At 35.6% G+C, this 23,978-nt stretch carries 17 protein-coding genes and 2 pseudogenes; 10 read left to right on the plus strand and 9 right to left on the minus strand.

Annotation, left to right across the window (positions count from 1 at the left end):
- Positions 1 to 368: 368 nt before the first annotated feature.
- Positions 369 to 902 (plus strand): peptide-methionine (S)-S-oxide reductase MsrA, encoded by a 534-nt coding sequence (gene msrA, locus FGQ66_RS12075; RefSeq protein WP_005881187.1) that lies wholly within the window; start codon positions 369 to 371, stop codon positions 900 to 902.
- Between the two features lie 213 nt (positions 903 to 1,115).
- On the opposite strand, the gene FGQ66_RS12080 is transcribed toward msrA, so the two are convergent.
- The gene (locus FGQ66_RS12080; protein WP_138302510.1) at positions 1,116 to 1,799 is read right to left on the minus strand and encodes a prepilin peptidase; all 684 of its coding nucleotides are present in this window, start codon (positions 1,797 to 1,799) and stop codon (positions 1,116 to 1,118) included.
- 76 nt (positions 1,800 to 1,875) lie between these two features.
- Here FGQ66_RS12080 and FGQ66_RS12085 point away from each other — a divergent pair, with 76 nt between their 5' ends.
- Positions 1,876 to 3,408: a gluconokinase gene (locus FGQ66_RS12085; RefSeq protein WP_138302511.1), complete on the plus strand. Its 1,533-nt coding sequence runs from the start codon at positions 1,876 to 1,878 to the stop codon at positions 3,406 to 3,408.
- A gap of 191 nt (positions 3,409 to 3,599) precedes the next feature.
- Entirely contained in the window at positions 3,600 to 4,067 is a 468-nt protein-coding gene (locus FGQ66_RS12090; protein WP_005881193.1) for a Dps family protein, read from the plus strand.
- A 197-nt stretch (positions 4,068 to 4,264) separates the two neighbouring features.
- Here FGQ66_RS12090 and argH read toward each other — a convergent pair whose 3' ends face one another.
- Together argH and FGQ66_RS12100 are read right to left on the minus strand one after the other, a co-directional pair.
- Positions 4,265 to 5,647, minus strand: coding sequence for an argininosuccinate lyase (argH, locus tag FGQ66_RS12095; protein WP_138302512.1), 1,383 nt, complete (start codon positions 5,645 to 5,647; stop codon positions 4,265 to 4,267).
- A 57-nt stretch (positions 5,648 to 5,704) separates the two neighbouring features.
- Positions 5,705 to 6,919: an argininosuccinate synthase gene (locus FGQ66_RS12100; RefSeq protein ID WP_138302513.1), complete on the minus strand. Its 1,215-nt coding sequence runs from the start codon at positions 6,917 to 6,919 to the stop codon at positions 5,705 to 5,707.
- Positions 6,920 to 7,297: 378 nt separating this feature from the next.
- On the opposite strand from FGQ66_RS12100, the gene rplM reads away from it, so the two are divergent.
- Positions 7,298 to 7,726 carry a 50S ribosomal protein L13 gene (gene rplM, locus FGQ66_RS12105; RefSeq protein WP_034865780.1) on the plus strand — a complete coding sequence of 143 codons (429 nt, stop codon included), beginning with the start codon at positions 7,298 to 7,300 and terminating at the stop codon, positions 7,724 to 7,726.
- A gap of 15 nt (positions 7,727 to 7,741) precedes the next feature.
- On the plus strand, positions 7,742 to 8,134 hold the full coding sequence (gene rpsI, locus FGQ66_RS12110) for a 30S ribosomal protein S9 (protein WP_005881201.1): 393 nt from the start codon (positions 7,742 to 7,744) through the stop codon (positions 8,132 to 8,134).
- Positions 8,135 to 8,156: 22 nt separating this feature from the next.
- Here the strand turns inward: rpsI and FGQ66_RS12115 are convergent, their stop codons facing one another.
- The 3 genes from FGQ66_RS12115 to FGQ66_RS12125 all read right to left on the minus strand — a co-directional run bounded on the left by FGQ66_RS12115 (position 8,157) and on the right by FGQ66_RS12125 (position 10,437).
- The gene (locus tag FGQ66_RS12115) at positions 8,157 to 9,452 is read right to left on the minus strand and encodes a site-specific integrase (RefSeq protein ID WP_138302514.1); all 1,296 of its coding nucleotides are present in this window, start codon (positions 9,450 to 9,452) and stop codon (positions 8,157 to 8,159) included.
- Between the two features lie 66 nt (positions 9,453 to 9,518).
- A complete protein-coding gene (locus tag FGQ66_RS12120; protein WP_138302515.1) occupies positions 9,519 to 9,794 on the minus strand; it encodes a helix-turn-helix transcriptional regulator in 276 nt (91 codons plus the stop codon).
- Between the two features lie 40 nt (positions 9,795 to 9,834).
- A complete protein-coding gene (locus FGQ66_RS12125; RefSeq protein WP_171024610.1) occupies positions 9,835 to 10,437 on the minus strand; it encodes a rolling circle replication-associated protein in 603 nt (200 codons plus the stop codon).
- Between the two features lie 104 nt (positions 10,438 to 10,541).
- Between FGQ66_RS12125 and FGQ66_RS12130 the strand changes: the two are divergent.
- From FGQ66_RS12130 to FGQ66_RS12145, 5 genes and pseudogenes are all read left to right on the plus strand, one after another.
- Positions 10,542 to 13,577 (plus strand): annotated as a pseudogene (locus tag FGQ66_RS12130) (DEAD/DEAH box helicase); the annotation flags it as partial.
- The gene (locus FGQ66_RS12135; protein WP_138302517.1) at positions 13,577 to 14,602 is read left to right on the plus strand and encodes an Eco57I restriction-modification methylase domain-containing protein; all 1,026 of its coding nucleotides are present in this window, start codon (positions 13,577 to 13,579) and stop codon (positions 14,600 to 14,602) included. The pseudogene FGQ66_RS12130 and the gene FGQ66_RS12135, both read left to right, overlap by 1 nt.
- A 280-nt stretch (positions 14,603 to 14,882) precedes the next feature.
- Positions 14,883 to 15,251 (plus strand): hypothetical protein, encoded by a 369-nt coding sequence (locus FGQ66_RS15245; RefSeq protein ID WP_171024611.1) that lies wholly within the window; start codon positions 14,883 to 14,885, stop codon positions 15,249 to 15,251.
- Positions 15,252 to 16,325: 1,074 nt separating this feature from the next.
- A complete protein-coding gene (locus tag FGQ66_RS12140) occupies positions 16,326 to 17,432 on the plus strand; it encodes a sigma-70 family RNA polymerase sigma factor (RefSeq protein WP_249361100.1) in 1,107 nt (368 codons plus the stop codon).
- On the plus strand, positions 17,407 to 20,748 hold the full coding sequence (locus FGQ66_RS12145) for a helicase-related protein (protein WP_230315297.1): 3,342 nt from the start codon (positions 17,407 to 17,409) through the stop codon (positions 20,746 to 20,748). Before FGQ66_RS12140 ends, FGQ66_RS12145 begins: the two co-directional genes overlap by 26 nt.
- 154 nt (positions 20,749 to 20,902) lie before the next feature.
- On the opposite strand, the pseudogene FGQ66_RS15850 reads toward FGQ66_RS12145, so the two are convergent.
- The 3 genes and pseudogenes from FGQ66_RS15850 to FGQ66_RS12165 all read right to left on the minus strand — a co-directional run bounded on the left by FGQ66_RS15850 (position 20,903) and on the right by FGQ66_RS12165 (position 23,551).
- Positions 20,903 to 21,888: pseudogene (locus tag FGQ66_RS15850) on the minus strand (transposase).
- 115 nt (positions 21,889 to 22,003) lie between these two features.
- Positions 22,004 to 22,183, minus strand: a complete 180-nt coding sequence (locus tag FGQ66_RS12155) for a helix-turn-helix domain-containing protein (protein WP_138302519.1) — start codon at positions 22,181 to 22,183, stop codon at positions 22,004 to 22,006.
- Positions 22,184 to 22,690: 507 nt separating this feature from the next.
- Positions 22,691 to 23,551, minus strand: a complete 861-nt coding sequence (locus FGQ66_RS12165) for an Rgg/GadR/MutR family transcriptional regulator (protein ID WP_138302520.1) — start codon at positions 23,549 to 23,551, stop codon at positions 22,691 to 22,693.
- Between the last annotated feature and the right edge of the window lie 427 nt (positions 23,552 to 23,978).

The raw sequence follows: 23,978 nt of genomic DNA on the forward strand, positions 1-23,978 counted from the left end.
CAGTTCATTGGAACATAAACAGAAATTTATTGAAGCGAATTCTAGCTATAATCATCTTATGAGTCATTTTACAGATAAATCGTCCTAGAGTTTATCAAATGATTTTAAAAAATTGTGGATAAAAAAGTGGGAAGAAGCTATCAACAGTCAGTAGGAAACATAAAAAGTTACACGAAAAATAAATCCACAGGTGGATAAGTTTTTTCTTTTTCAATAATTATCCACAATATCAAAAAATTGAGTCTGGAATAGGCAGTAGGAAAAACAGAAATAAAGCAGCTTTTTGAATACCCTGGCAGGGTAATTTAAGCAAATCAATAGGACTTTCATATAAAATGAGTATGATAAAAGGAAAGGAGTTGATCATTATGGCAGTAAAAAAAGCGGTATTTGCCGGAGGATGTTTCTGGTGTATGGTAAAACCATTTGAAACGCAACCAGGTATATTCTCTGTTGTTTCAGGTTATACAGGTGGACACGTGCCTAATCCAACATATGAACAAGTGACAACAGGAACGACAGGACATACGGAGGCCGTGGAGATCGCCTATGATCCTGACATCATCAGCTATGAACAACTGGTGGAGATCTATTGGCAACAAACCGATCCGACCGATGCGTTAGGACAGTTTGCAGATCGAGGGGACTCCTACCGGCCAGTCATTTATTATGGGAATGAAGAAGAGCGGGAAATAGCGGAAAAATCAAAACAAAAACTGCAAGACAGTGGCCGATTCGATAAACCGATCGTAACGAAAATCGAACCTAAAAGCGACTTTTATCCAGCAGAAGAATATCATCAAGACTATTATAGAAAAAACAAAGTACATTATCAGCTATACCGTGAAGGCTCTGGCCGTGGAGGCTTTTTGAGAAAGCATTGGGGCGATAAAAAGAGCTAAAAAATATAGAGTCTGGGACAAATCTAAAAATCAGTTTTGCTCCCACCGTTTATTCGTTTTTAAAGAATGAGACAAAAGTGTTTCTTACTTCTGTCCTAGCCTCGTTTTTCTCTCCAATTTCTCAAACCTAAACGACTTTTTTCTCGACCTCTATGTTCGGCCGACAGCTAGGGTGCAACTAGATGTCGGCTTTTTCATTGCTGTAGTATCGCGTTATTCAATATGTTGGACAACGAGTAAAGCCACACTTAAAAAAGGCAGAAAGGGTAACTTTGTGATCTTCTTTTGAAAGAAGAAATGAGTGCAGAGCATAAAACAAATTCCTAAGGCACTAGCAATCAAGACTAAGTACAGTAATTGTACTAGTAAGAGTTGTCCGCTCCAACACCATACAACCAATGAATCACCGGAACCTAAATAATCAGTAGCATAAAAAATCAAAAGACTACTGACAATCGATAGGATCAAAACCGTCGTGAATTGAAAATGCCCAGTAAGCAACCAATAACTCCACAAAATGATCCAAATCAGGTAAAGTATCCTAGAATCAATGAAGAGATAAAAACAATCCATCAGTGAGAGCAAAAAAGCAGAAAGTATCCAAAAAAGGAGCATTGGATCCGTGCTTGGTGCATAGTGGAAGAACCAAACAAAGATCCCACCACAAGCCAGTTCAGCTAAAAAATAGCTTTGGGGTAAGGGAACATGGCAAGAGCGACAGCGAAATCGTTGCAAGCAGATTGAAAGCAAAGGAATCAATTCATACCATGTCAAAAAATGGTGGCAGTTGACACAATGTGATCTGGGATAAATAATAGAATGACCTTGGGGAATCCGTTGTGCCGACAAACATAAGAAAGAACCAACACAACAACCAATGACAACAGACAGTAACATGAATGTATCCTCCTTTTTAGGTAAGATACGTCAGTAATGCTCCAATTTTTTCGTAATTTTTAGTAGAGGTGATAAAATGAAGATCTCAATTGGCATAGATATTGGCACAACCCAAACCAAAGCAGTCGCCTTCGATGAACAAGCACAAGTCATCGATTCAGCGTACTTTCCTTATCCCTTGATCCAAGAACAACCAGGGATGGCAGAACAAGACCAAGAACTGATTTTCTACGCTGTTTGTACAGTGATCCAGCAATTGACTGAACGGTTCTCTAAAGAAGCAACGATTGACGTCATTTCCTTCTCGTCAGCAATGCACAGTTTGATTTTGTGCGATGAACAAATGGTGCCACTTACCCGAATGATCACTTGGGCAGATACACGTGCTGTGGAACAGGCAGAAAGATTGAAGAACACTCCACTAGGTCTAAGCATCTACCAACAAACAGGTACGCCGCTTCATCCAATGACGCCATTCGCAAAAATCAAATGGTTACAAGAAACACAACCAGAACTAATCGAACGTACCGCGTATTATATCGGGATCAAAGAATATATCATTTATCGTTTATTTGGCAAGCTCATAACAGATTATAGTACAGCCTCTGGCACAGGATACTTCGATATCCATCAGTTCAAATGGGCAAAAGAAGTGTTGGACTACTTAAATATCAGTGAAAAACAGTTGCCTGAAATAGCTCCACCCACCATGAAGATGCCAAAACTTCAAACAGAGATGCAAGAAATATTGAAACTCGAAAATGATATATCATTTGTTTTGGGTGGTGCAGATGGTCCGCTCTCAAATTTAGGATTAGGCGCATTTGGGGAGGATATCGCCGCATTAACGGTCGGGACGAGTGGTGCTATCCGATTTATAACAGATCATCCACAGTTGCACCCAGATATGGAGACCTTTTGTTATGTATTGGATCAAAGCCATTGGGTCGTTGGTGGGGCAACAAGTAATGGCGCAGGGATCTTTGATTGGGCAAGTCAAACCTTGATGCAGGAAGTCACGCAACAAGCGATTGCGCAAGGAGACAATCCTTACGATGCCCTGCTCTCAGCAATTGCTTTTGTCCCTCCAGGAGCAAACGGCTTACTTTTCCAACCTTATTTATTAGGAGAAAGAGCGCCACTATGGGATGCAGAGGCTTCTGGAAGCTTCTTAGGTCTCCAACGGCACCACACAGAGAAAGAAATGATGCGGGCAATCTTAGAGGGAATCTGTCTCAACTTGAAACGGATCTTGGAAGGGATCTGCCAAGAAGGTCAGCTATCTGAACTACGAGCGACTGGTGGATTTGCTCGATCCTATGTTTTTCGTCAACTCATGGCAGATGTCTTAGGCTATCCACTCGTCTTTCCAACTGTTTCTGAGGCCTCCGCTTTAGGGGCCGTTTTTCTAGGCTGGCAGAGCCTAGGGAAAATCAAGGAATTAAATGAAGGCAAAAAATGGATCAAATTAGAGACCCAAGTTCCCGTACAGAAAAATATCCACGAGATCTATGAAATCATTTATCCGATATTCGTTGATACACAACAACAATTAGCCAGTACTTATAAACGACTAGCACACCTTCGCCAAGCATTAGACAGAACATGATACCAAAAAAATGAAATCTAATAGATTGAGATTAACCAAAGATGCGATAAAGGGGAAAGTACTGGGGAATACAGATTGAAAAAGAATTGTTCTCTGTTGAAAATCATTCTCAAGTAAATGGTTTCATTGTACTTTTGTCTCAAAGTTTACTATGCTTTTAATGTAAATAAAAGTTAGGAGGAAACCAGAAAATGAAATTCCAACAAACCAAAGAAGTATTAAATCAGTTAGTCGCAGATTTGAGTCAAATGTCTGTTGTGGTTCACCAAACACATTGGTACATGAGAGGGCCTGGCTTCCTGACATTGCACCCAATGATGGATGAGTTCATGGATGATTTAAATGAACAATTGGATGAAATCTCAGAACGTTTGATCACGTTAGATGGCTCACCTTACTCAACTTTACGTGAATTTGCTGACAATACAAAAATCCCTGATGAAGTAGGCCGTTGGGACCGTACAATCCCAGAACGCTTAGAAACACTTGTTAAAGGCTATCGCTACTTAGCAGACCTTTACCAAAAAGGGATAGAAGTATCTGGCGAAGAAGGCGATGACCCAACACAAGACATCTTTATTGCATTTAAAACAGCTACTGAAAAACGTATCTGGATGATCCAAGCACACTTGGGCAAAGCACCAGAAATCGATGCATAAAGATAATTGATAGAATATATAATAGTAGAAAAACTGCGTGGAAGTTTCCTTTCACGCAGTTTTTTATGTTAGAGGGGTATTCATTTTTATTTGGAAACCTTTTGAAAGAGAATGGCTATCCGCAAATGGCTTCAATGAGTGATTCTCCAAAGAATAGAAGAATAAACGCAGAGCCTTCTTTTTTTGGAAGCCAATCTCTAATTTTCAGTGAGTAACTCTTTATGCGCATGGTCAATTTGCAACCGTACTTGATCAAATCCTGTCCCACCACGCGAGTGGCGACGTTTGACAGCAGTTTCCGGTTGAAGGGTCACATAGATATCCTCTTCGATCAAAGGACTGATCGCTTGGTATTCTTCAAAAGGAATATCTTGTAAATATCCACCTTTCTGCGTGCAACGCAGAACCAATTTACCAACGATCTCGTGGGCTTGGCGGAAAGGTAATCCTTTAGCAGCCAGATAATCCGCTAATTCTGTAGCATTCGAGAAATCTTTTTGAGTGGCTGCGTACATACGTGATTTGTTCACTTTCATCGTAGCAACCATCCCATCCATGATAGTCAGGCATGCCAACACCGTTTCACTGGTATCGAACATCCCTTCTTTATCTTCTTGAAAATCTTTATTGTATGCTAAGGGAAGACCTTTCATCAATGTCAATAAACCAAATAAATTTCCATAGACACGTCCTGTTTTTCCACGAATCAATTCAGCCATATCCGGGTTTTTCTTTTGTGGCATGATCGAACTACCTGTAGAAAACGTGTCTGTTAATTCAATATATTGGAACTCGTAACTACACCATAAAACGAGTTCTTCACAAAAACGTGACAAATGCATCATCAACAAGGAGCAGTTACTCAAAAACTCAAGTATAAAATCGCGATCACTTACAGCATCTAGACTATTCGCATAAACACCAGAAAAATCTAACTCTTTAGCAGCAAATTCTCGGTCGATCGGAAAAGTTGTCCCGGCTAAAGCCGCACTACCTAATGGAGAAAGATCGATTCGTTTCAAACTTTCTGTTAAACGCGCATAATCACGTGTAAACATCTGATAATAGGCAAGCAAATGGTGACCAAATGAAATCGGTTGAGCATGTTGGAGATGGGTATAGCCAGGTGCAATCGTTTCTACATGTTCTTCCGCTTTTTCCACAAAGGTTTGGCGTAGATGATGCAATTTTTGAAGTATCTCCTGCACAACATCTTTCAAAAACAGGTGCATGTCCGTGGCGACTTGATCATTTCGGCTACGAGCGGTATGCAATTTCCCGGCAACTGCACCGATCTCCTGATGCAGTAACGTTTCAATATTCAAGTGGATATCTTCATTTTCAATGGAAAATTGTAAATTTCCCTCTTGCAGTTTCGTTTGTAAGGTCTTTAATCCTTCTGTAATTGCTGCAGTTTCTTCAACCGTAAGAATTCCTGTGTGTCCAAGCATTTTGACATGGGCCAAGCTCCCTAAAATATCCTGTTTCGCTAATTTTTGGTCAAAAGAGATCGATGCTCCAAACTCGTCAATCCATTCTTCACTTTTTCCTTGAAAACGACCACCCCAAAGTTTTTCCATTATTGTTCCTCCCAGTAATTGGCAAGTATCCGGCGTAAATCTTGTATGATTTACAAATTATTTTGTACTTGTTTTGTTCATCTGTTTTTCTTGGACTTCTGCGTGGACCTTTGAAGGTAGTCCCCATAATTTGATAAAACCAACAGCTGCCTGTTGATCAAATGTATCAGCAGAAGTATAAGTAGCCAATTCCTCACTATACAGACTGTTTTCTGATTTACGTCCTTCTACGATGACATTTCCTTTGAACAGCTTCACACGAACCGTACCATTCACATACACTTGTGTCGATTTCAAAAATTGAAGCAATGCTTCTGTCAAAGGATTGAACCATAAACCGTCATAGATCATTTGACTCAATTGTTGTTCAATGATCGGTTTGAAATGCGCCAATTCGCGAACAAATGTCAAGTCTTCTAATTCTTTATGGGCTTGCATCAATGTTATAGCACCAGGACATTCATATACTTCACGGGATTTGATGCCCACTAAACGATTCTCAACGTGATCGATACGGCCAATACCATGTTTACCAGCCAATTGATTCACTGCAAGGATCAGTTGTGAAAGAGAGAGTTTCTCACCATTCAATGCAACGGGCAACCCTTTTTCAAAGGTAAGCTCAATGATATCTTCTTCATCAGGTGTGTATTTCAAATCAGTCGTCAGTTCATAGGCACCAGTAGGAGGAGTTGCCCAAGGATCTTCTAATACGCCACATTCGCAGGCACGTCCCCAAAGATTTTGATCAATCGAGTAAGGGTTATCTAGATTCGCAGGAATCGGAATCCCATTGTCTTTCGCATAAGCAATCTCTTCTTCCCGAGACCATTGCCATTGACGAACAGGTGCTACGATCTTTAAATCAGGCGCCAAGGCATTGATCGCTACTTCAAAACGAACTTGGTCATTTCCTTTTCCAGTACAGCCATGCGCAATCGTTGTTGCACCCGTTGCTCGAGCAAGTTCCACTAATTTCTTTGCAATTAAGGGGCGTGAAAGAGCAGAGACCAGTGGATAAGACTGTTCATAGAATGTGTGCCCTTGAAGCGCCACACTCGCAAATTCTTGGGCAAATTCTTCTTTCGCATCAATCGCATAAGAAGCAACCGCACCGACTTGTAATGCTTTTTCTTTGATGAACGCAGTATCTTTTCCTTCACCAATATCAAGACAGCACGCGATGACATCATATCCATCATCTGCTAACCATTTGATTGCGACAGATGTATCCAGACCACCAGAGTAAGCTAAAATAATTTTCTCTTTCATAGAAATCTCCCCTTAATTTTCATTGTTTTCAGAATTGATTGTTTCAAATGATAACATCATAAAAATAAAAAATCAATCAATTTACTAAATAAATATACAATAAAATGAAATAAAAATATATATTATGCATTTATTTATGAATATCTATCATTTTATTCAAAGTGGATTTTTGATTGGACATTGAAAAAATGAAAAGAATAAAAGAATTTGCACTGAAAATTAAAATTTTTCATTAGAAAGAAAAAACGTTGACATTAAGGGGATTAGAAGGTAATATGTTAAATGGTATTGTTTGCCCCACAAAGAGCCCCGGAAACTCGAAGTGTATGTCAAACATCAGAACTTAAATTGGAGGAAAATAACGTGCGTACAACATATATGGCCAAACCAGGCGAAGTAGAACGTAAATGGTATGTAGTAGACGCAACTGATGTTCCATTGGGACGTCTTTCAACAGTTGTTGCATCTGTACTACGTGGTAAAAATAAACCAACTTTCACACCTCATTTGGACACTGGCGATTTCGTCATCGTCATCAATGCAGATAAAGTGAAATTAACAGGTAAAAAAGCGACTGATAAAATTTATTACCGTCACAGCAACTTCCCAGGAGGATTGAAATCAATCACTGCTGGCGAATTGCGTGCTAAAAATTCTCGTCGTTTGATCGAAACTTCTGTAAAAGGAATGCTTCCTAAAAATACTTTAGGCCGCAAACAATTTACAAAATTAAATGTATACGGTGGCGCTGAACATCCACATGCAGCACAACAACCAGAAGTTTTAGACATCACAAACTTAATCTAATAGGAGGGAATTTCATTGGCACAAGTTCAATATATCGGCACAGGCCGTCGTAAAAATGCAGTTGCTCGCGTACGCTTAGTACCAGGAACTGGTAAAATTACTGTAAACAAAAAAGATGTTGAAGAATACATTCCACATGCTGACTTGCGTGAAGTTATCAATCAACCTTTCGCTGTTACTGAAACAAAAGGCGCTTATGACGTATTTGTTAACGTAAACGGTGGAGGCTACGCTGGACAATCAGGAGCTATGCGTCATGGTATCGCTCGTGCATTGCTAGAAGTTGATCCTGACTTCCGTCTTGCTCTTAAACGCGCTGGGTTACTTACTCGTGACGCACGTATGGTTGAACGTAAAAAACCAGGTCTTAAAAAAGCTCGTAAAGCATCACAGTTTTCAAAACGTTAAAAACAGCTTTATATCAACACTTTCAGGCGTTTCGCAATTCATTTTGCGAAGCGTCTTTTTTTGAGTTGACACCATTGTTGACACCATTCCGGTCTGCAACATTTTGAGACAATTTGCGATAGGCAATTTCACCAATAGGCATTTGAATGACGTTTGGTGTATTTACATATGTTCGTGTGATGTTGGTATCGCTGTGAGTCAATGCTTCAGAAATCTGTTCTAGAGCTACACCAGCTTGTTTGGCTAAAGTTGCCCCAGTATGCCGTAACTTGTGTGGGGTCGCATGGGTAAGGTGTTTATGTCGTCGCTCAATGGATTTCATGCGGTAGTTCAAATAATCTGTATGAAGTCTTTGATTGATATTCCCTTTATCATCAAAGAAGGTAAAGAGTAGCTGTTCTTCGGTTTGTTCGATTTCAAACTGAGCTAGTTCTTCTTTTTGTTGGACTTTCCACTGTTGAAGTAATTGCTTTAGTTCATTTGGAATATGGAAAATTGTCGTTTTATTCCCTTTTGTGCTTTTTTCATTACCAAATTTATCCAAGGCTTTACCAATCGTAATCTGGGAAGTCGTGAAATTCACGTTCTTCCATTTGATAGCGTAAGTTTCTGATTTGCGATCGGATAAAAAGAAAGTAGTCAGAAATAATACATAGTCCTGTAAAGTCAATTGCCCACTTTCATAATCGCTTTGAACGGCGGTTAACCATTCTTGAAGTTGCTCAAAGGAGAGGTACAAATCTTCCTCTTTTTTTGCTTCTTTCAACTGATTTTTCTTAGTAGCATTAATTCGTTTCAATGATTTTTCTAGCTTATTTCGTTCGATATACTCAAGCTCTTCAGCCCAATCAAAAATAGAATTAACGTAGCTACGTAGTGTTTTGAAGTTTGCATATTCAGCAGCCTTTTTGGTCATTACCTGTAATACAAAGGCTTTGTTTTGATTAAGATAGTTCAACGTGTATTTTCCAAACATTGGTAAAATGTGTAGCCGAAAGATATCCTTTGTATTATAAATCGTTACAGCAGTGGGTGTTTTTGTGTTTCTGGAAGTCAGTCCAGCGGTATAAGCATCCAGCCAAATATCGTCATAAAAATCTTTGAATAAAGCTTCTCCGCCTAGCTCAAAGGCATTTTTTTCCTTGTTCTCACGAATCTCTTTAATTGAGGCGTAGAAATCAATTTCTGCGTCTTTCGCTTCCTTTCTTGTTTTGAATGTTTTCGAGTACAGCTTGCTGACCCCCAATCGTTCTTGGATATCTTGCGGATAGTAAAGCCGTAAACGGTAAGTTTCATTTTCTGTCTTGTTGATTGCCATAGTATTTCCCTCCGAGTTTTGCGAGCCGAAATCAAATACTATAAGTGAATTATAGCGATATCGGAATTATTTTGCTAGGTTTGCGAGCCATTGATCAATGGCAATACGGTCAAATCTATTTGAGCCATGGATTTGGATGATAGGCAAGCCTTCTTTAATCCAATTGTCGAGAGTGTTATTAGAAACTTGCAGATAGCTACAAGTTTGCTTTTTATTCATATATCGATACTGTTGTAGGGTTTGATCTTTAATCTGTTCGATTTGAGTGAGGATCGTTGCATGAAGCTGATTTGAAATAGCGGTCAGTTGTTCTTCACTCAATAAGATGGTCATTTCGGTCATGTTCTTCACTTCCTTAGAATTTTGAATATTGAAAAATGAATTACTTTTTTATTTTTGTGTAACGAACGGTACTTTCTTGGAAATCCATCACTTGTTCAGGACTTCCCAACTCATTTAAAGCGGTGTAAAAAAATGGACGTTTAACTGTATATTCGCTTGTATAGAGCACATCTTGGTTTTTGGAATCATAGGGTTTCTTTACCATCTTTTTAGTAACAGTTGGTAGTTTGAGATTCCGTGACTTGAAAAAAGCTTTTTTCTTATGCTCTTTCAATTCCAGCTCTTTGTCGAAATATTTGCTGATATAGCGCCCACGATTCTCGATACTATCCACATCAATCTTGTTAATTTTGACAAATCCATGTTTCCAGATCTTGGTAAGACGATTAACGGAGATAAGAGGAAAGTCAAATAAGATAATGTGATAATGGATTGCACCTCGTTTTTGCTTTTCCCACGTGGCGAGGTATTTTAAATTTGCTTTCTTTGTTTTATATAGATCGTAATTTAGTCGTTTGATAAATTTCTTGAATTCATTATTCGCATACTCAATGTCTTGAATGTTTTCTCTGAAAGTGAGAGTTAAAAATTTTGTTTGATTGTCAAAATTCGAGTCCACAAGGCGGGCAATTTCGAATCGCATATTTTGATAATGTTTCTGTTTGCGTTTTAGACTATCGTATTGTCCTTGAGCGGATAGTTCATCATAGTTCTTCCTTTTTTCAGTAATGGTGTCATCATCTTCATAAAGACAAGCAACTTCATGCTTACCTTAGAAAGTTTAAAAACATTAAACAGCGCCCAAAATCCGAGTGGTTTTATTACAATGGTACTCAAAATAAAGCTCACCTGGATTTTGAGGACTTCGTAAAAAACGAGCATAATCAGGCTAAGAAAGAGTTGGATTACGTTTTACGTGCTGAACAGGCAGATGCTGTAGCTAAGACAGTAGAGTACGCAAAATCCCATGAAAATGGTGAATTCTTATGGAATGCAAAACCCCGCTTTGGTAAGACGCTAAGTACATACGACTTAGCTCGAAAACTAGATGCAGTGAATGTATTAGTCGTTACGAATCGTCCGGCGATTGCCAATTCTTGGTTTGATGATTTTGAAAAATTTATCGCATGGCAGACAGACTACAAGTTTGTTTCAACAGCTGATTCATTAAGTGAGAGACCTGTCATAACAAGAGATGAATTTATAAATCAAATGAATGACAGTACCAGACAAGTCGCCTTCATCTCTCTCCAAGATTTAAAAGGTGCGATTTCCTTTGGAGGTGTCCACGATAAGTTAAAGTGGGTGAAAGACCTTGGTTGGGATTTGTTGGTTATCGATGAAAGTCATGAAGGGGTCGATACTTTAAAAACGGATGTTGCCTTTGACAATATCAAACGAAAATTTACGTTACACTTATCTGGTACCCCATTTAAGGCAGTAGCCTCTGGCAAATTTTCAGAAGATCAGATTTACAACTGGACTTATGCTGATGAGCAAAATGCCAAAGTTAACTGGCGGTCTGATGATGCAGAGAATAACCCATACGAAAAATTACCCAAGCTAAATCTCTTCTCTTATCAAATGAGTCAAATGATTACTGGCGAGGTAAATAAAGGGGCACAAATTGACGGAAATAATATCGATTATGCTTTTGACCTCAATGAGTTCTTTTTGACTAAGGATAATGGCGATTTTGTTCACGAGCAAGATATTGTGAAATGGTTAGATAGTCTAACACATAACGAGAAATATCCGTTTTCAACTAAAGAGCTTCGTAACGAATTGAAACATACTTTCTGGATATTAAATCGGGTGGCTAGTGCTAAGGCGCTACAAAAGTTATTAGAAAGCCATCCGGTCTTCGAAAATTACAAGATTATCCTTGCTGCTGGTGATGGTCGAGCAAATGATGATGATCAGGTAGTAAACCAAAAATCCCTTGATAGAGTACGTGAGGCTATTAAGAATAATGACAAGACTATTACCCTCTCAGTGGGCCAGTTGACCACAGGTGTAACTGTTCCTGAATGGACTGCTGTTTTGATGTTGTCAAACATGAAATCACCTAGTCTATATATGCAAGCGGCTTTTAGGGCGCAAAACCCTTGGGATACGGTTGTTGATGGGCAAGTTTATCAAAAAGAGAATGCCTACGTCTTCGACTTTGCGCCTGAACGAACGCTAATTATCTATGATGAGTTTGCCAATAATCTCTCACGGAAGACTGCTGGCGGTGGTGGGACGACTGCTGAACGAAAAGAAAATATCAAGAAGTTGTTGAATTTCTTCCCTGTTATTGCCGAGGATAGCGATGGCAAGATGGTGGAATTAGATGTTAATCAGGTTCTGACTATTCCAAAGGTTATCAAGGCGCAAGAAGTTGTTCGCCGTGGGTTTATGTCAAATTTACTCTTCCAAAACGTTTCTGGTATCTTTGCTTCAGCTGAGGCCCGGGAAATTCTTGAACAACTAAATCCTGTTGATCCAGGTAAAGTAACGCCAAGAAAAACTGAAGAACCAATCGATACGCAAGGTGTGAAGGTTGATGATAAAGGTGAGGTTGAAGTGGAGCAAGATATCGTGATTGCCACCACCGATGCTCGCTTTGGTGAAAAAGTCTATGCTGAGATTACGAATACAATTGAAGAGGCAGTCGAAGAAGATCCATCAAATAATCTTGCAACGCTGGTTGCTCAGACATTCAAACAAAATACAGGGACCGCAGTCAAAGAGCTAGCTAAAGAAAACGGCGTGACAGCTAAGCAAGCAGAACAGGTAGTGGCGCAAAACGCAAATGCTATTGCCCGGGAAGTCGAAATCGTTCAAAGACAGGTCGAAATTAAGCAAGCTGAAGCAAGAGTTGAGCTAGAAAGAAAAGTCAAAGAGGCTCAAAACAATACTCAGGCTGTAAAAGAAGCTGAAGAAGCTTTTCAAGCTGAAACGAAACAGATTGAAGACGACTTTAAGCAAGATGTCGTGACTAAAGTGGAAGAAAAGACCAAGGAGCTTGCACAAAAATCTACCGAAACCGTACTTAAGAAAGCTGAAGAGAAAAAGAAAAATACAGTTGAAGACGATATTCGGGCTAGATTACGTGGCTTTGCCAGAACAATTCCGTCATTCTTAATGGCATATGGGGAACAATCTACAAATTTAGCCACATTTGATGAGACTATAAAAGACGAGGTGTTTAGAGAAGTTACAGGGATTACTTTGGAACAATTCCGTTCTCTACGAGATACTTATAATTTCTTTGATGAAGCAGTCTTTAATGAATCGGTGCAAGAGTTTCTACGTAAGCGTTATGAACTTGCCAACTATTTTGACGAGTCACAAGGAGAAGATATTTTTGATTATATTCCTCCACAAAAGACCAATCAGATATTCACGCCAAAGAGAGTCGTAAAGATGATGATTGACAAGTTGCAAGAGGAAAGCCCGGAGGATTTCACAGACCCTAACAAGACTTTTGTAGACTTATATATCAAGTCGGGATTGTATTTGACGGAAATTGTGAAACGATTATACGTAGGACTGGCAGATCAGATTCCTAATGAGGATGAGCGATTGAAGCATATCCTCGAAAACCAAGTCTATGGTTTTGCTCCGAGTGAGATTATCTATAACATCGCTCGTAATTTCATTTTTGGATTTGATGACAAGGCTAAGAGTATCGGCGATTCTCATGTGGTTTGTTTAGATACTACGCCCTATGCACGTGGAGAGGCTGATATGAGTTTTGAAGAAAAATGTGATGAATTGTTTGGAGGTAATGATTAATGAAGTTTGATGTAGTAGTGGGGAATCCACCATATCAAGAAACTAATAGTGAGAATAATAGAGATAATCCAATCTATCAGTATTTTTATGAATTAGCGAGCAAAATTTCTCAAAAGTATATTTTAATATCGCCAGCAAGATTTCTATCAAACGTAGGTCAAACACCTAAGTCTTGGAATAATAAAATGCTTAAGGATAAACATTTGAAAGTTCTATATTTTAATCAGAAGTCATCAAATGTATTTCCAAATACTGATATTAAAGGTGGAGTAGCTATTTTGTATAGAGACGAGCAAAAAGAGTGTGGTGAGATTGGTACATTTACAAACCATCAAGAACTGAATGGAATTATAAAAAAAGTGAACTTACCTAATTTTAAAAGTATAAGTGATATAATTTTTGTTCGTAGTTCATACAAATTTTCAAATGCTTTGTTAGTTGAACACCCAGAGCTTAGAGGTCGTGTCAAAGAAAATGAGCAAAAGTCGATGGGATCTAACGTTTTTGATAGATATCCAGAGATTTTCTTTCTTCAAAAGCCTGATAATGGTAATTATATTCAAATTTATGGAAGACAAAATAATGAACGAATTCTTAAGTATGTAAAATCAGAATTTGTTAGAGAGGGAGGGAATTTAAAGTATTGGAAAGTTTTAGTCCCAAAATCAAATGGATCAGGTAAATTTGGCGAAACCTTAAGTTCACCAGTTGTAATGGGACCTGAAGTAGGGCATACACAGACATTCATATCGTTTGGAAAATTTAAGACTGAGACTGAGGCGATTGCTTTAAAGAAGTATCTAAGTACGAAGTTCTTACGAGCAATGTTAGGTGTTAAGAAAATTACCCAAGATAATGCAACTAAAGATACTTGGTCAAAAGTGCCTCTAGAAGATTTCACTTCAAATAGTGATATTGATTGGACAAAATCTATCGCAAAAATAGACCAGCAGTTGTACGCAAAATATAATCTAGGTGAGGACGAAATTGATTTTATTGAAAAAAAAGTGAAGCCGATGGAATAAGTAAATTTAGGTATTGTGACAACAAAGTTAGTTCTGGAATTCAGTTAGCCATTCAAGAAAAGATTAAGTAAAAAAACATATAAATTATAACGTTGAAATTGAGTTTAGCGACTAGTTGTTAAGAAAGATGAGCATTTTCTTTTAAAAATCTCAGAAATATATGTTGCGAGCGGGAATCAATCCGAATAGAGATAGATAAGACCAAAATATTATATTTTAATGATTTAACTAACCGCGTTTATACCATCTATCCCATTAGACAATCTAAAAATATGGGCAAATGAATCTTGGAGATAAAAACACTCAGCGGCTCATAATATTGAGATTTCTCCAACAGTTGTCGATTGCGCCTGATCTATTGACAGCAAATATCTTAAGTACAATTTATCAAAATCCATTCTCCGAATATCCACCGAAGCTATGTATTAAGAATTACCTTAAAATAGATTTTTCTAATGTACTAGTGATAACGATTATGGGACATGGTTTGAAATCAGATGTTGACCTTTTATCAAAAATTAGAAGTGAAAGAAAATTAATTCGTCTTCTTGATGAACCTGAACATGTTGATAATGAATTAGTTTACGAAGCCTCAAAGGTCTTTCGTATTGGAATTGAAAATATCCAGATATTAGAATACTCGTGGTAAAAAGTAAGATTATTAGGATTGAATCAATCGTTAGTTTAAACTATAGTGTAGACTAATTTTAAGAATAATATACTGGCGAGTATTTTTTGACCATACTTTTGACATTGTCGACTAAATTTTACTGAGTTTTATGAGGCTTTGGAATTTTTTGGACATCCCGTATTTACACTGTTTTCTATCTACCAGATACCACCAGAAAGTAATCCATCTCTCAATTATGTCTCAAAAAATAACTATTTAATATTTTTATTCCATAGATTTTATGTATTGCAGTGCAATTTCCGTGGTCGTATCTCTTAGAGAAAATATCTATTGATAAATTTTTTGAATGTAAAATATAGTATCAAATCGGCTCGCGTATTTTGAAATAAATTGACACCATTGCTTTCAAATAATTTAAAAGTCAATAAAACTTTTTCGTGTTCCAATCTCTTTAATCGTTGCTATTAAAGCATTATAAAGTTGTTTGAAAAAATCGTTGAGCTAACCAGGTCTTAAGAAAGCACGTAAAGCTTCAAAATTTTCAAAATGTTATTTTTTTATCGAAGATTTCAAAGCACTTCTCGATTATTCGAGAGGTGTTTTTTTGATCATGAAAGATTTAGATTTATTAGTTCCTATAAGCTAATAGAATATGCGGAATGACATGTTTATTAGTTCCTTATAGGAACTTGTATTTATTTAGGGACTAAAGTGTTATTTTTTTATCTTTTAAAAACTGTAAAAAGTAGATTGATGGTTCTCATGATATTCTTTATAGTAGCAAATTGGCGTTCACTAGGTATATATTAAAATTTAATAATATAGAGTATAATAACAGTTGAGCGACAACCAGTGTAAAGAAACATTGTTTTCACGCGCTTAGTTGAAAACGCTTTTTATTAATTGATTTGTTGAACGTTGGTAAGTGGATAACTATGGAATTAAACAAAACATACAGAAGTAGGAAATTACGTTCCAGAGTGAAGCAAACTTTTATAATACTATATTAATAGAACTAGATTTATGAGGATAAAATATATGAGAGTATGATTTTACTGCATATTGAATTATGAGATTTGGAGGTTGAGTGTAGTGTCTGAAGAGATAAAATATGACCAGATTAAGGCTATTCAAGAAAAATTTCCCCATAGAAGGTTAAATATTGAAACTATTTCAGTTGAAGATCTCAAACAAGATAGTCTTTTATTTATTGCTGAATTAAAAAAAGAATTGGGCTTAGAGAATAAAGAAGAAAATTCCAGACTATCTACACTTGATCTTTCCATGTTTGATTTTGATGAATTTCAAACATTAGATGAAAGAATAAACTCCGAAAACTTCTCTAGAAATTTAAGTAAGCAAAAAGAAAATATGGGGTTTCAATTCAATAATGATTATTTAGATTCCTATCAAAGAGAAGGAGACAACTCTTCGCTAGATGCTCTTGTAAAGGCTAACCGACGCTTAGTATTAAAGATTGCTCAACGATATAATAAATATCTTACAAGTTCATTAGATATAGATGATTTAGAACAATTTGGAATGATTGGACTTTTAAAAGCAGCTGATAAATTTGATTTATCTAGAGAATATGCTTTTTCTACTTATGCAACACAGTGGATTAGACAATCAATAAGCAGAGGAATTATGGATACAAGTTTAACAGTGAGATTACCGGTTCATATTTTTCAGAAGATTAATAAGTTAAATCGGCTTGAAAGTCAAATGCTGACTAATGCAAGTACAACTGACATTTCTTCTATCTTGAAAGAAATGGAGATAAGTGAAGAACAATACTATGATCTACTTGCTATCCGAAATACCTATTTATCCTTACCGAGCTTGGATACACCAATTGGAATTGACGGAGATACAACTATTGGGGACATGCTTCCTGATAATAATTATGATATTGATAAAGTCATTGATCTTGATTTTTTAAGGGAAGATATAAAGAAGTCAATGAATTACCTAAAGGAAAAGGAGCGAGAAATTTTATATTTGAGATTTGGATTTGATGGTGAAGGTCGTAAAACATTGGAAGAGATTGGAAATATTTTTGGTGTTACTCGAGAAAGAATAAGACAGATTGAAGCTAAAGCAATTAGGAAGATGAAAAAGAAAGTTAATCGTGAATTAATTAGTGATTACTATTATACAAATGGAAGGGACAATGCAGTTGATGATAAGCTTAGTTGAAAATGTACAAAAAAGAATTGAGAGCATTGTGTTAGATAAAAACGATAAACAGTTGTTACTCGTATATAAAGGATTTCCTCCTGAATGGATACCACAAGCACTAGGACGACGGCTTGTAGACGAAACGCTTTTTTTTCCTTTAGATAAAATTGATACAAAATACATTCACGATAAAATATTCTCAATAGTTACAACTATAAATAGTATAGAGTGTGATTTTTTTTGGCTAACTTATGAAGAATTTACTCTTGTGGAAGAATTACTTTCTTATGCTTTTGATATAAGAATAATTGAGAATAACTTGTATTTAACTAAGTTTCCTTATCAGAATACTCTATCAGATATTAAGGATATATATACAAGGTTTTATTATGAGAATGATGAGATGATACAAGATTCGAAACAAGAAGAATTTGAGCACATAGCATCATTTTATGGAGATATTGACTATTCCTCATCGTCTGATAGTTATTATGTAACTTATCAATCTATCGATGCTAATAAACACAAAGTAATTAATCTTTTCCAAACAGAATTAATGATAAAGGACCTAACTATTTCAGACGATTCTAATTCATCAAAGATCTCTATTGAACTATCAGATGATGAAATATTGTTTCTAGATTTGATTCAGAAACTAATTTACTCGACAGAGAAGTTTCACCAAATAGAGTTTATATTAACTGCCGATCCTCGAGAGCTTCCCAATGATTATGTCGGAAGATTAGCTATTCTCAAAAATGTAATTGTTCCTCCAACAGAATTTATTTTCAAGCAAAAAACAATTAAACGTAAAGATATTAAAAGACTACCTGAGTATTTGGAAATTTTAAATCATTATTGGGGATATAATAGTTTCAAGGATTTGGAGATGTATTTGAATATTGAGAGTAGGGATAGAAAAACTGTTGAGATTTCTCAAGCTCAAATAATTGATGATATTGTCAACCAAGCTGATGCAGCACTTAGTGGAAAAGACTATCAAGATATTTATATAACTTCTGCAACAGGATCAGGAAAATCAATAATGTTCCAGATCCCAGCTCTGTTTATTCGAGAACACTTTACCGATAAAAAGCCATTAACATTAATCATCTCCCCGTTGATCGGGTTAATGAATGATCAAGTTGATTCAATGACAAGTCGAGGGATAAAAAGTGCTGCTAGAATACACTCTAATACGCCACCTTATCAGCGAGAGCAGATATTAACCGGTGTTACAGATGGTAGTATTGATTTGTTATATCTTTCTCCAGAAACACTTCAAAGTCGTTCTGATATTTCTATGCTGATTGGAGAGCGTCAAATTGGTCTAATTATAATTGATGAAGCACATATCGTAACTACATGGGGAAGATCTTTTAGAGCTGATTATTGGTATTTAGGCATCTACTTATCGAAGTTAAGAAAAAAACAGCGTTTTCCAATAGTAACGTTTACCGCCACAGCTATTTACGGTGGGAAAGATGATATGTATATGGATACTAGGGATAGTTTAAACATGGAAAAACCAATCGCTTATTTCGGAAAAGTCAAACGTGACGATATTATAATGTGTATAGACTCATCTGGCAAATCATTTGAAAAGGCTGGGAGAGACTATCGGAAAACGAAATTTCAGCTTGCCTTAGAGCACCTTCAAACTTCTCAAAAAAGTAAGCAAAAAACCCTGATGTATTTTCCAACAATTAAATTGTTACGAGCTTTTAAAGATTTTCTTGATAACCATGATGGTGATATTGCGGAAGTTACAGGTATGTATTATGGATCTATGGAAAAAGAGGAAAAAGACGAAGTGCTCAAGAGCTTCAAAAATGGAGAACTTCGATTTGTATTAGCAACAAAAGCTTTTGGTATGGGAATAGATATACCTGACATCAATAATGTTTATCATTTTGCACCAACAGGAAATGTTGTTGATTATATTCAAGAAATAGGCAGGGTCTCTCGAGATCATGATAAGGTTTCGTTAGGATTTGCTTGGCTTGATTATCTATCAAATGATTTTTCGGAAGTAAATAAATTACAAGGAATGGGCGCGATCCGAAAAGATCAAATACTAGAAGTTATGAGGAAAATTATTAGTATATATAAATCTAAAGGTAACAATCGTAATCTAATAGTAAATGCTGATGAATTTCGATATATTTTTTCAAAAGACCTGGATGATCCAACAGCATTGGACAATAAAATAAAGACGGTTATGCTTATGATTGAAAAGGATTTTTCGTCTCCTAAAAAAATTGGTTACTCTCCATTTGTTGCTCGTCCTAGATCATTATTCGGTAATGAGCAGATTTTAGTTAAAGAAAATTCGGAGTCAATCTTGTTAAATAGTCGATTGAAAGTTTATTTAAATAAAGTATGTGAGTTGGAAAATTCAAATTATAAATATATATATTCTGTAGATGTAGCGGGTATTTGGGAAAAACATTTTAAACATATGAGTTTCCCACAGTTTAAGTTTGCTCTTTTTAATGAAAGTAAGCGTAACGAACTAGAGTATTCAAGTGTCTTCAAGCATTTCACTTTTGCTACAGGAATAACTGTTCCCAGAGTAGATCAAACTGGATATAGTAAAATTGTTACAAAATATAATGGATTGCTGGCTTCTTTTGAACGGTTTTGTAGAGAGAAAAGACGCGTAGAGGGTTTCTTTAATATTAAAGAGTTAGGGGCAGTGATTCATAAAGATTTTCCTTATATAGATATTTTTAAAGCTCGATCAATCGCTCAAGTAATAGTAAATGCAGCTTTCGATTTTGGTAAATTAAAGAACTACAGGCTCATTCAAGAAAGAACTGATACCCGTGGGGAAAGTATTTATAAAATAAATAGTCAACTTGATATGTTTTTAGAAACAGTGAAAAATAGTTTGTCTAAATTTTATCATGACAGTACAAATCTTTTTGAGGATGAAGAGACGTTTACCGTATACTTTTTTAGAAGTCGCGATAATTCAAAAATAGATGAGGCTATGCTGGTTTTAGGACTGGGACAAGCTCTAGGTGTTTTAGATTATGAAGTATCAAGTGGATTCAATCCTCAAATCTATATTCGGGTGAATTCAATATATCCATTAGAGCGTGCAATAATGGAAGGCGATCGGTATCGTAATTATCTTCTAGAAGATGTTCACAAAAGGCATAAGATTAGTGTTGCAATGCTCACATATCTATTTACACATAAAGTAGAAGGTAGAAAAAAATCAGAGAGGATCAAAAATTATACAAGCTTTTTCTGGGATAAAATTGAAGATTACTTCTTAGGGATTATTCCAAAAGAAGTTGAAGATGTACTTTTTTCAAGAGAGTAGCCTTTCTATTATCAAGTATTTTAACTCGTATAAACTAGTTTGTATCTACTTTAAGTTTATATCAATTATGATAATTAATGGCTCTTTGTCAAATGATGTTGTTTTGAATTAAATCACGAAAAGGAGACGTTTCGGCGTTTCCTTTTTTGTGTAATTAAATGATTTCGCAAAGGTTTTGTTGGATCAGAATTCTCTTTCTAAGATGACGAAATGTTCTAAAGCCAAATACGATTCTTTTTATGACCTTAATCAGGTTGTTTTTGCCTTCCAGTTTACCGTTAGAATAAGAATAGTTGAGGGAGTTCTTAATCGCTTGTTTGTGTTTTTCCAAGTAGTGTAGTGCCTTTTTGAATTCTGGATTTAAAGAGTCAGGCAATATCTCAATTAATTCAAAAAATCCAATAGAGTCTTTTGCGTCAAAAGCAGCTAGTAATTCTTGATAGATTTCATAACTTTCTCGAAGCTCACTGTCAACGGATAAGCGATTATCTCAAACATCTGATTCAATCAATAATTTTCGTTGGAAAAGGGGAAACTCATTGAGTGATGCATCATTGATTTTTGTATTTTTCTTTAGAATAGTACATCAGTATTATTTTAATTTCCGCTACTTTTTTCTCGTTTTTGGATTACTTGTAGTCAATTTTACTCGAAATTCTACATAAAAGGAATCTAAGACCCGTTCTACGGTTTTTGAAGAGACGAAGTACCGTTGCGCAATCTCTTTCATGGATAGTTTCTTTTTTTAAATCAATGGCAATCGCAAATTTCAACGCTTGAGAAATGGAACAATTTTCCGCTACATAATAGGTTTTCGCTGAAAAAGTATGGTGACATTCTTTATAATAGAATCGTTGTTTAAAAAGGCGTAAGTAAGAAGGTACTTCTTGATAAGGAAGCAGCTGAATCCAGCTTTCTTTAAACGAGTGACGAATCACAGAATCAAACCCACAATGTTCACAACGAGGTGGATGGCAGGTTAAAACGCCAGTAAAAACAGTGCACATCCGGCCTTTGATCTTTTGTTTGCTAACGGCATCTTTAGAAAAAGAAATATTCGAGTCTTTAATATTTAGCATCTGTTTGATCATTTTTGTCTATGCTTTTTTCTTTAATTTTGATATTCTTATTAATGGACATTTGGTTTTCCTCCTATGATTGGGTTTGGCGATTTAATTATAGGACAACCAGATGTCTTTTTGTTATAAAAAAAATAATTGGCGTTCCTACTCCTGAGAGTAACAACACCAAATATTTACGTAATATCTATACAAAAGAAGTCACTTAATAATATTAAATTTTCCATATCAGGATTATTTTTCTCGTTTTCCCAGTTTGAAATAGTTTGTCTAGAGACTAGTAAGTGTTCAGCAAGTTCTTTTTGCGAAATTTTTCTCTTTTGCCGCTGCAATTTTATTTTTTCTCCTAGTTCCATATATAACTCCCTCCTTTTTGTTAAACTTTCACAATTCTATTAAATTCGTATAAAAAAGTATGGATATTAGGTGTCAAAACCGCTTTAAATCTAAAAAATGTAAAATTTTGGAGGATGTCTTTTTTGTGCTTTTGGGTACGGCAATGGGTAAGAGCTTTTTAAACCTGCTATTCATTTTCCATTTTTTGCCTCTGCTATTGCTGTTCAAATTTATCATAAGTGGATAGATCGACGATGGGTGGTGTGTTCACATAAACTTCTGTTTTTTTGTATCAGAATGGGTGAGAGGATGAATACTACGAAAAAGATGTTTGGTAGCATCCTTTTAGTAGCTATTACATAGGTACTTACAGAAAAGCCATTTGAATCTCTTAGTATTCAACTTTAGAGTGATGTTGAGTTAGCTCGGAATCCCTTTTCACTAGTGAATCTTGATGAGGGTTCAAAATTTATTTCTATAACTTCAAGTATTTTTTCAAATGTGAAAAAAATACTTGGAAATTTTTTTTAATTCAATTTTTGAATATATTCAGAATAATTTATCGCTAAATTTATGCTATCTAACTGGTGAAAAATGCTAATTGATTTTTCCATTTGTTGCATTCCGTTAATTTTGTTGTTTGTTTTATATTCAAATAGCCCATTAATAAAATTTAGAACATTTTTTTCATATAAAAAAGTCTCATCTAGCAACATATCGCTTAGTATTTTTTTGAAATAGATTACATCAGAGTATTTACTGTTTTCAATCCCCAAAATACAAACATTTAACAATGTCTGTAGCATAATTTTATTGTAACTTTCTATCATTTTGTACTGACTGGCATTTTTGATCATTTCTTTTGCTAAACAAAAAATTGTGTCGATCGTCAATATAGGTAATGTATTTGAAAAAAGCAATAATTCATATTTAGTCCACTGGTCAATTGAAAAGAGATATTTTGATAAAAGGTGACGTTCACTAGATTTTATAGGGAATTTTTCCTTGTTTAAATCTCTAAGAAAACAATTTATACAGATGGCGTTTAATTTATAGGCAATATCGCCGGTCTCCTTAAAATTAAACAGTTCATTTGTATAGATAGCATGCAACCGACCAATATTATGTTCGGAATAGTAGCGTCTTATTTTATTTAGCAATCCTTGAAGATTATTGGATTCATAATTATTTTTGGATAATTCAAATTCTTCATATGTAATGTTCAAGTTGTGCAACAGACCTTCCATTTTTTGAAATATGATCTCAGATTCTCCACGTTCAAATTTTGATAATTGACTGGGTGACATCACTCCTTTGCAAACAGAAGTCAATGTCATTTTTTTCCCGATTCTAAATTCGCGAATGATTTCTCCTGCTTTTCTACTCAAATAATCCCAACTTTCATATATTAAAATTTTTTAGTTTACTTATAAAAAAAGTCTTATTCTAATGTTATAACTTAAATGTGCTTGGGTTCACAAATGGGGAAAGGAGTTTTGCATAATGAAAAATAAAATTCATTCTTTCCATCTTTATATTTTACCTATTATATCAGGTATTTTAGTGGTTGTAACTGGATAAGCGGATCAATTCTAGATTAAATGGAGGAATTTCCAATATTATCTAAAATAAAATTTGTTCACAAGTATAAAAACAGTATAAAGGATAAATTGAGATATTAGGAGTAGTTACTCATAATATATAATATTTTTAGGGAGGAAACGTGTATGAAAAAACCCGTAAATTTCAAGTTTAAGTTAGCCACTACAGGTAACTCATTTGTTTGATACCGTAACTGCCTCGTTATTCTAAATC

The sequence above is a fragment of the Enterococcus sp. BSD2780061688st2 D3 genome, assembly GCF_005844145.1.
GTDB classification, from domain to species: Bacteria; Bacillota; Bacilli; order Lactobacillales; family Enterococcaceae; genus Enterococcus_B; species Enterococcus_B durans.

Excerpts from the sequence above, each read along its gene's own strand:
- FGQ66_RS12155 (WP_138302519.1), bottom strand. The coding sequence starts at position 22,183 with ATGGAACTAGGAGAAAAAATAAAATTGCAGCGGCAAAAGAGAAAAATT.
- FGQ66_RS12090 (WP_005881193.1), top strand. The coding sequence starts at position 3,600 with ATGAAATTCCAACAAACCAAAGAAGTATTAAATCAGTTAGTCGCAGAT.
- FGQ66_RS12135 (WP_138302517.1), top strand. The coding sequence starts at position 13,577 with ATGAAGTTTGATGTAGTAGTGGGGAATCCACCATATCAAGAAACTAAT.
- rplM (WP_034865780.1), top strand. The coding sequence starts at position 7,298 with ATGGCCAAACCAGGCGAAGTAGAACGTAAATGGTATGTAGTAGACGCA.
- FGQ66_RS12145 (WP_230315297.1), top strand. The coding sequence starts at position 17,407 with ATGCAGTTGATGATAAGCTTAGTTGAAAATGTACAAAAAAGAATTGAG.
- FGQ66_RS12080 (WP_138302510.1), bottom strand. The coding sequence starts at position 1,799 with ATGTTACTGTCTGTTGTCATTGGTTGTTGTGTTGGTTCTTTCTTATGT.
- argH (WP_138302512.1), bottom strand. The coding sequence starts at position 5,647 with ATGGAAAAACTTTGGGGTGGTCGTTTTCAAGGAAAAAGTGAAGAATGG.
- msrA (WP_005881187.1), top strand. The coding sequence starts at position 369 with ATGGCAGTAAAAAAAGCGGTATTTGCCGGAGGATGTTTCTGGTGTATG.
- FGQ66_RS12085 (WP_138302511.1), top strand. The coding sequence starts at position 1,876 with ATGAAGATCTCAATTGGCATAGATATTGGCACAACCCAAACCAAAGCA.
- FGQ66_RS12100 (WP_138302513.1), bottom strand. The coding sequence starts at position 6,919 with ATGAAAGAGAAAATTATTTTAGCTTACTCTGGTGGTCTGGATACATCT.
- FGQ66_RS15245 (WP_171024611.1), top strand. The coding sequence starts at position 14,883 with ATGAATCTTGGAGATAAAAACACTCAGCGGCTCATAATATTGAGATTT.
- FGQ66_RS12115 (WP_138302514.1), bottom strand. The coding sequence starts at position 9,452 with ATGGCAATCAACAAGACAGAAAATGAAACTTACCGTTTACGGCTTTAC.
- FGQ66_RS12125 (WP_171024610.1), bottom strand. The coding sequence starts at position 10,437 with ATGCGATTCGAAATTGCCCGCCTTGTGGACTCGAATTTTGACAATCAA.
- FGQ66_RS12120 (WP_138302515.1), bottom strand. The coding sequence starts at position 9,794 with ATGACCGAAATGACCATCTTATTGAGTGAAGAACAACTGACCGCTATT.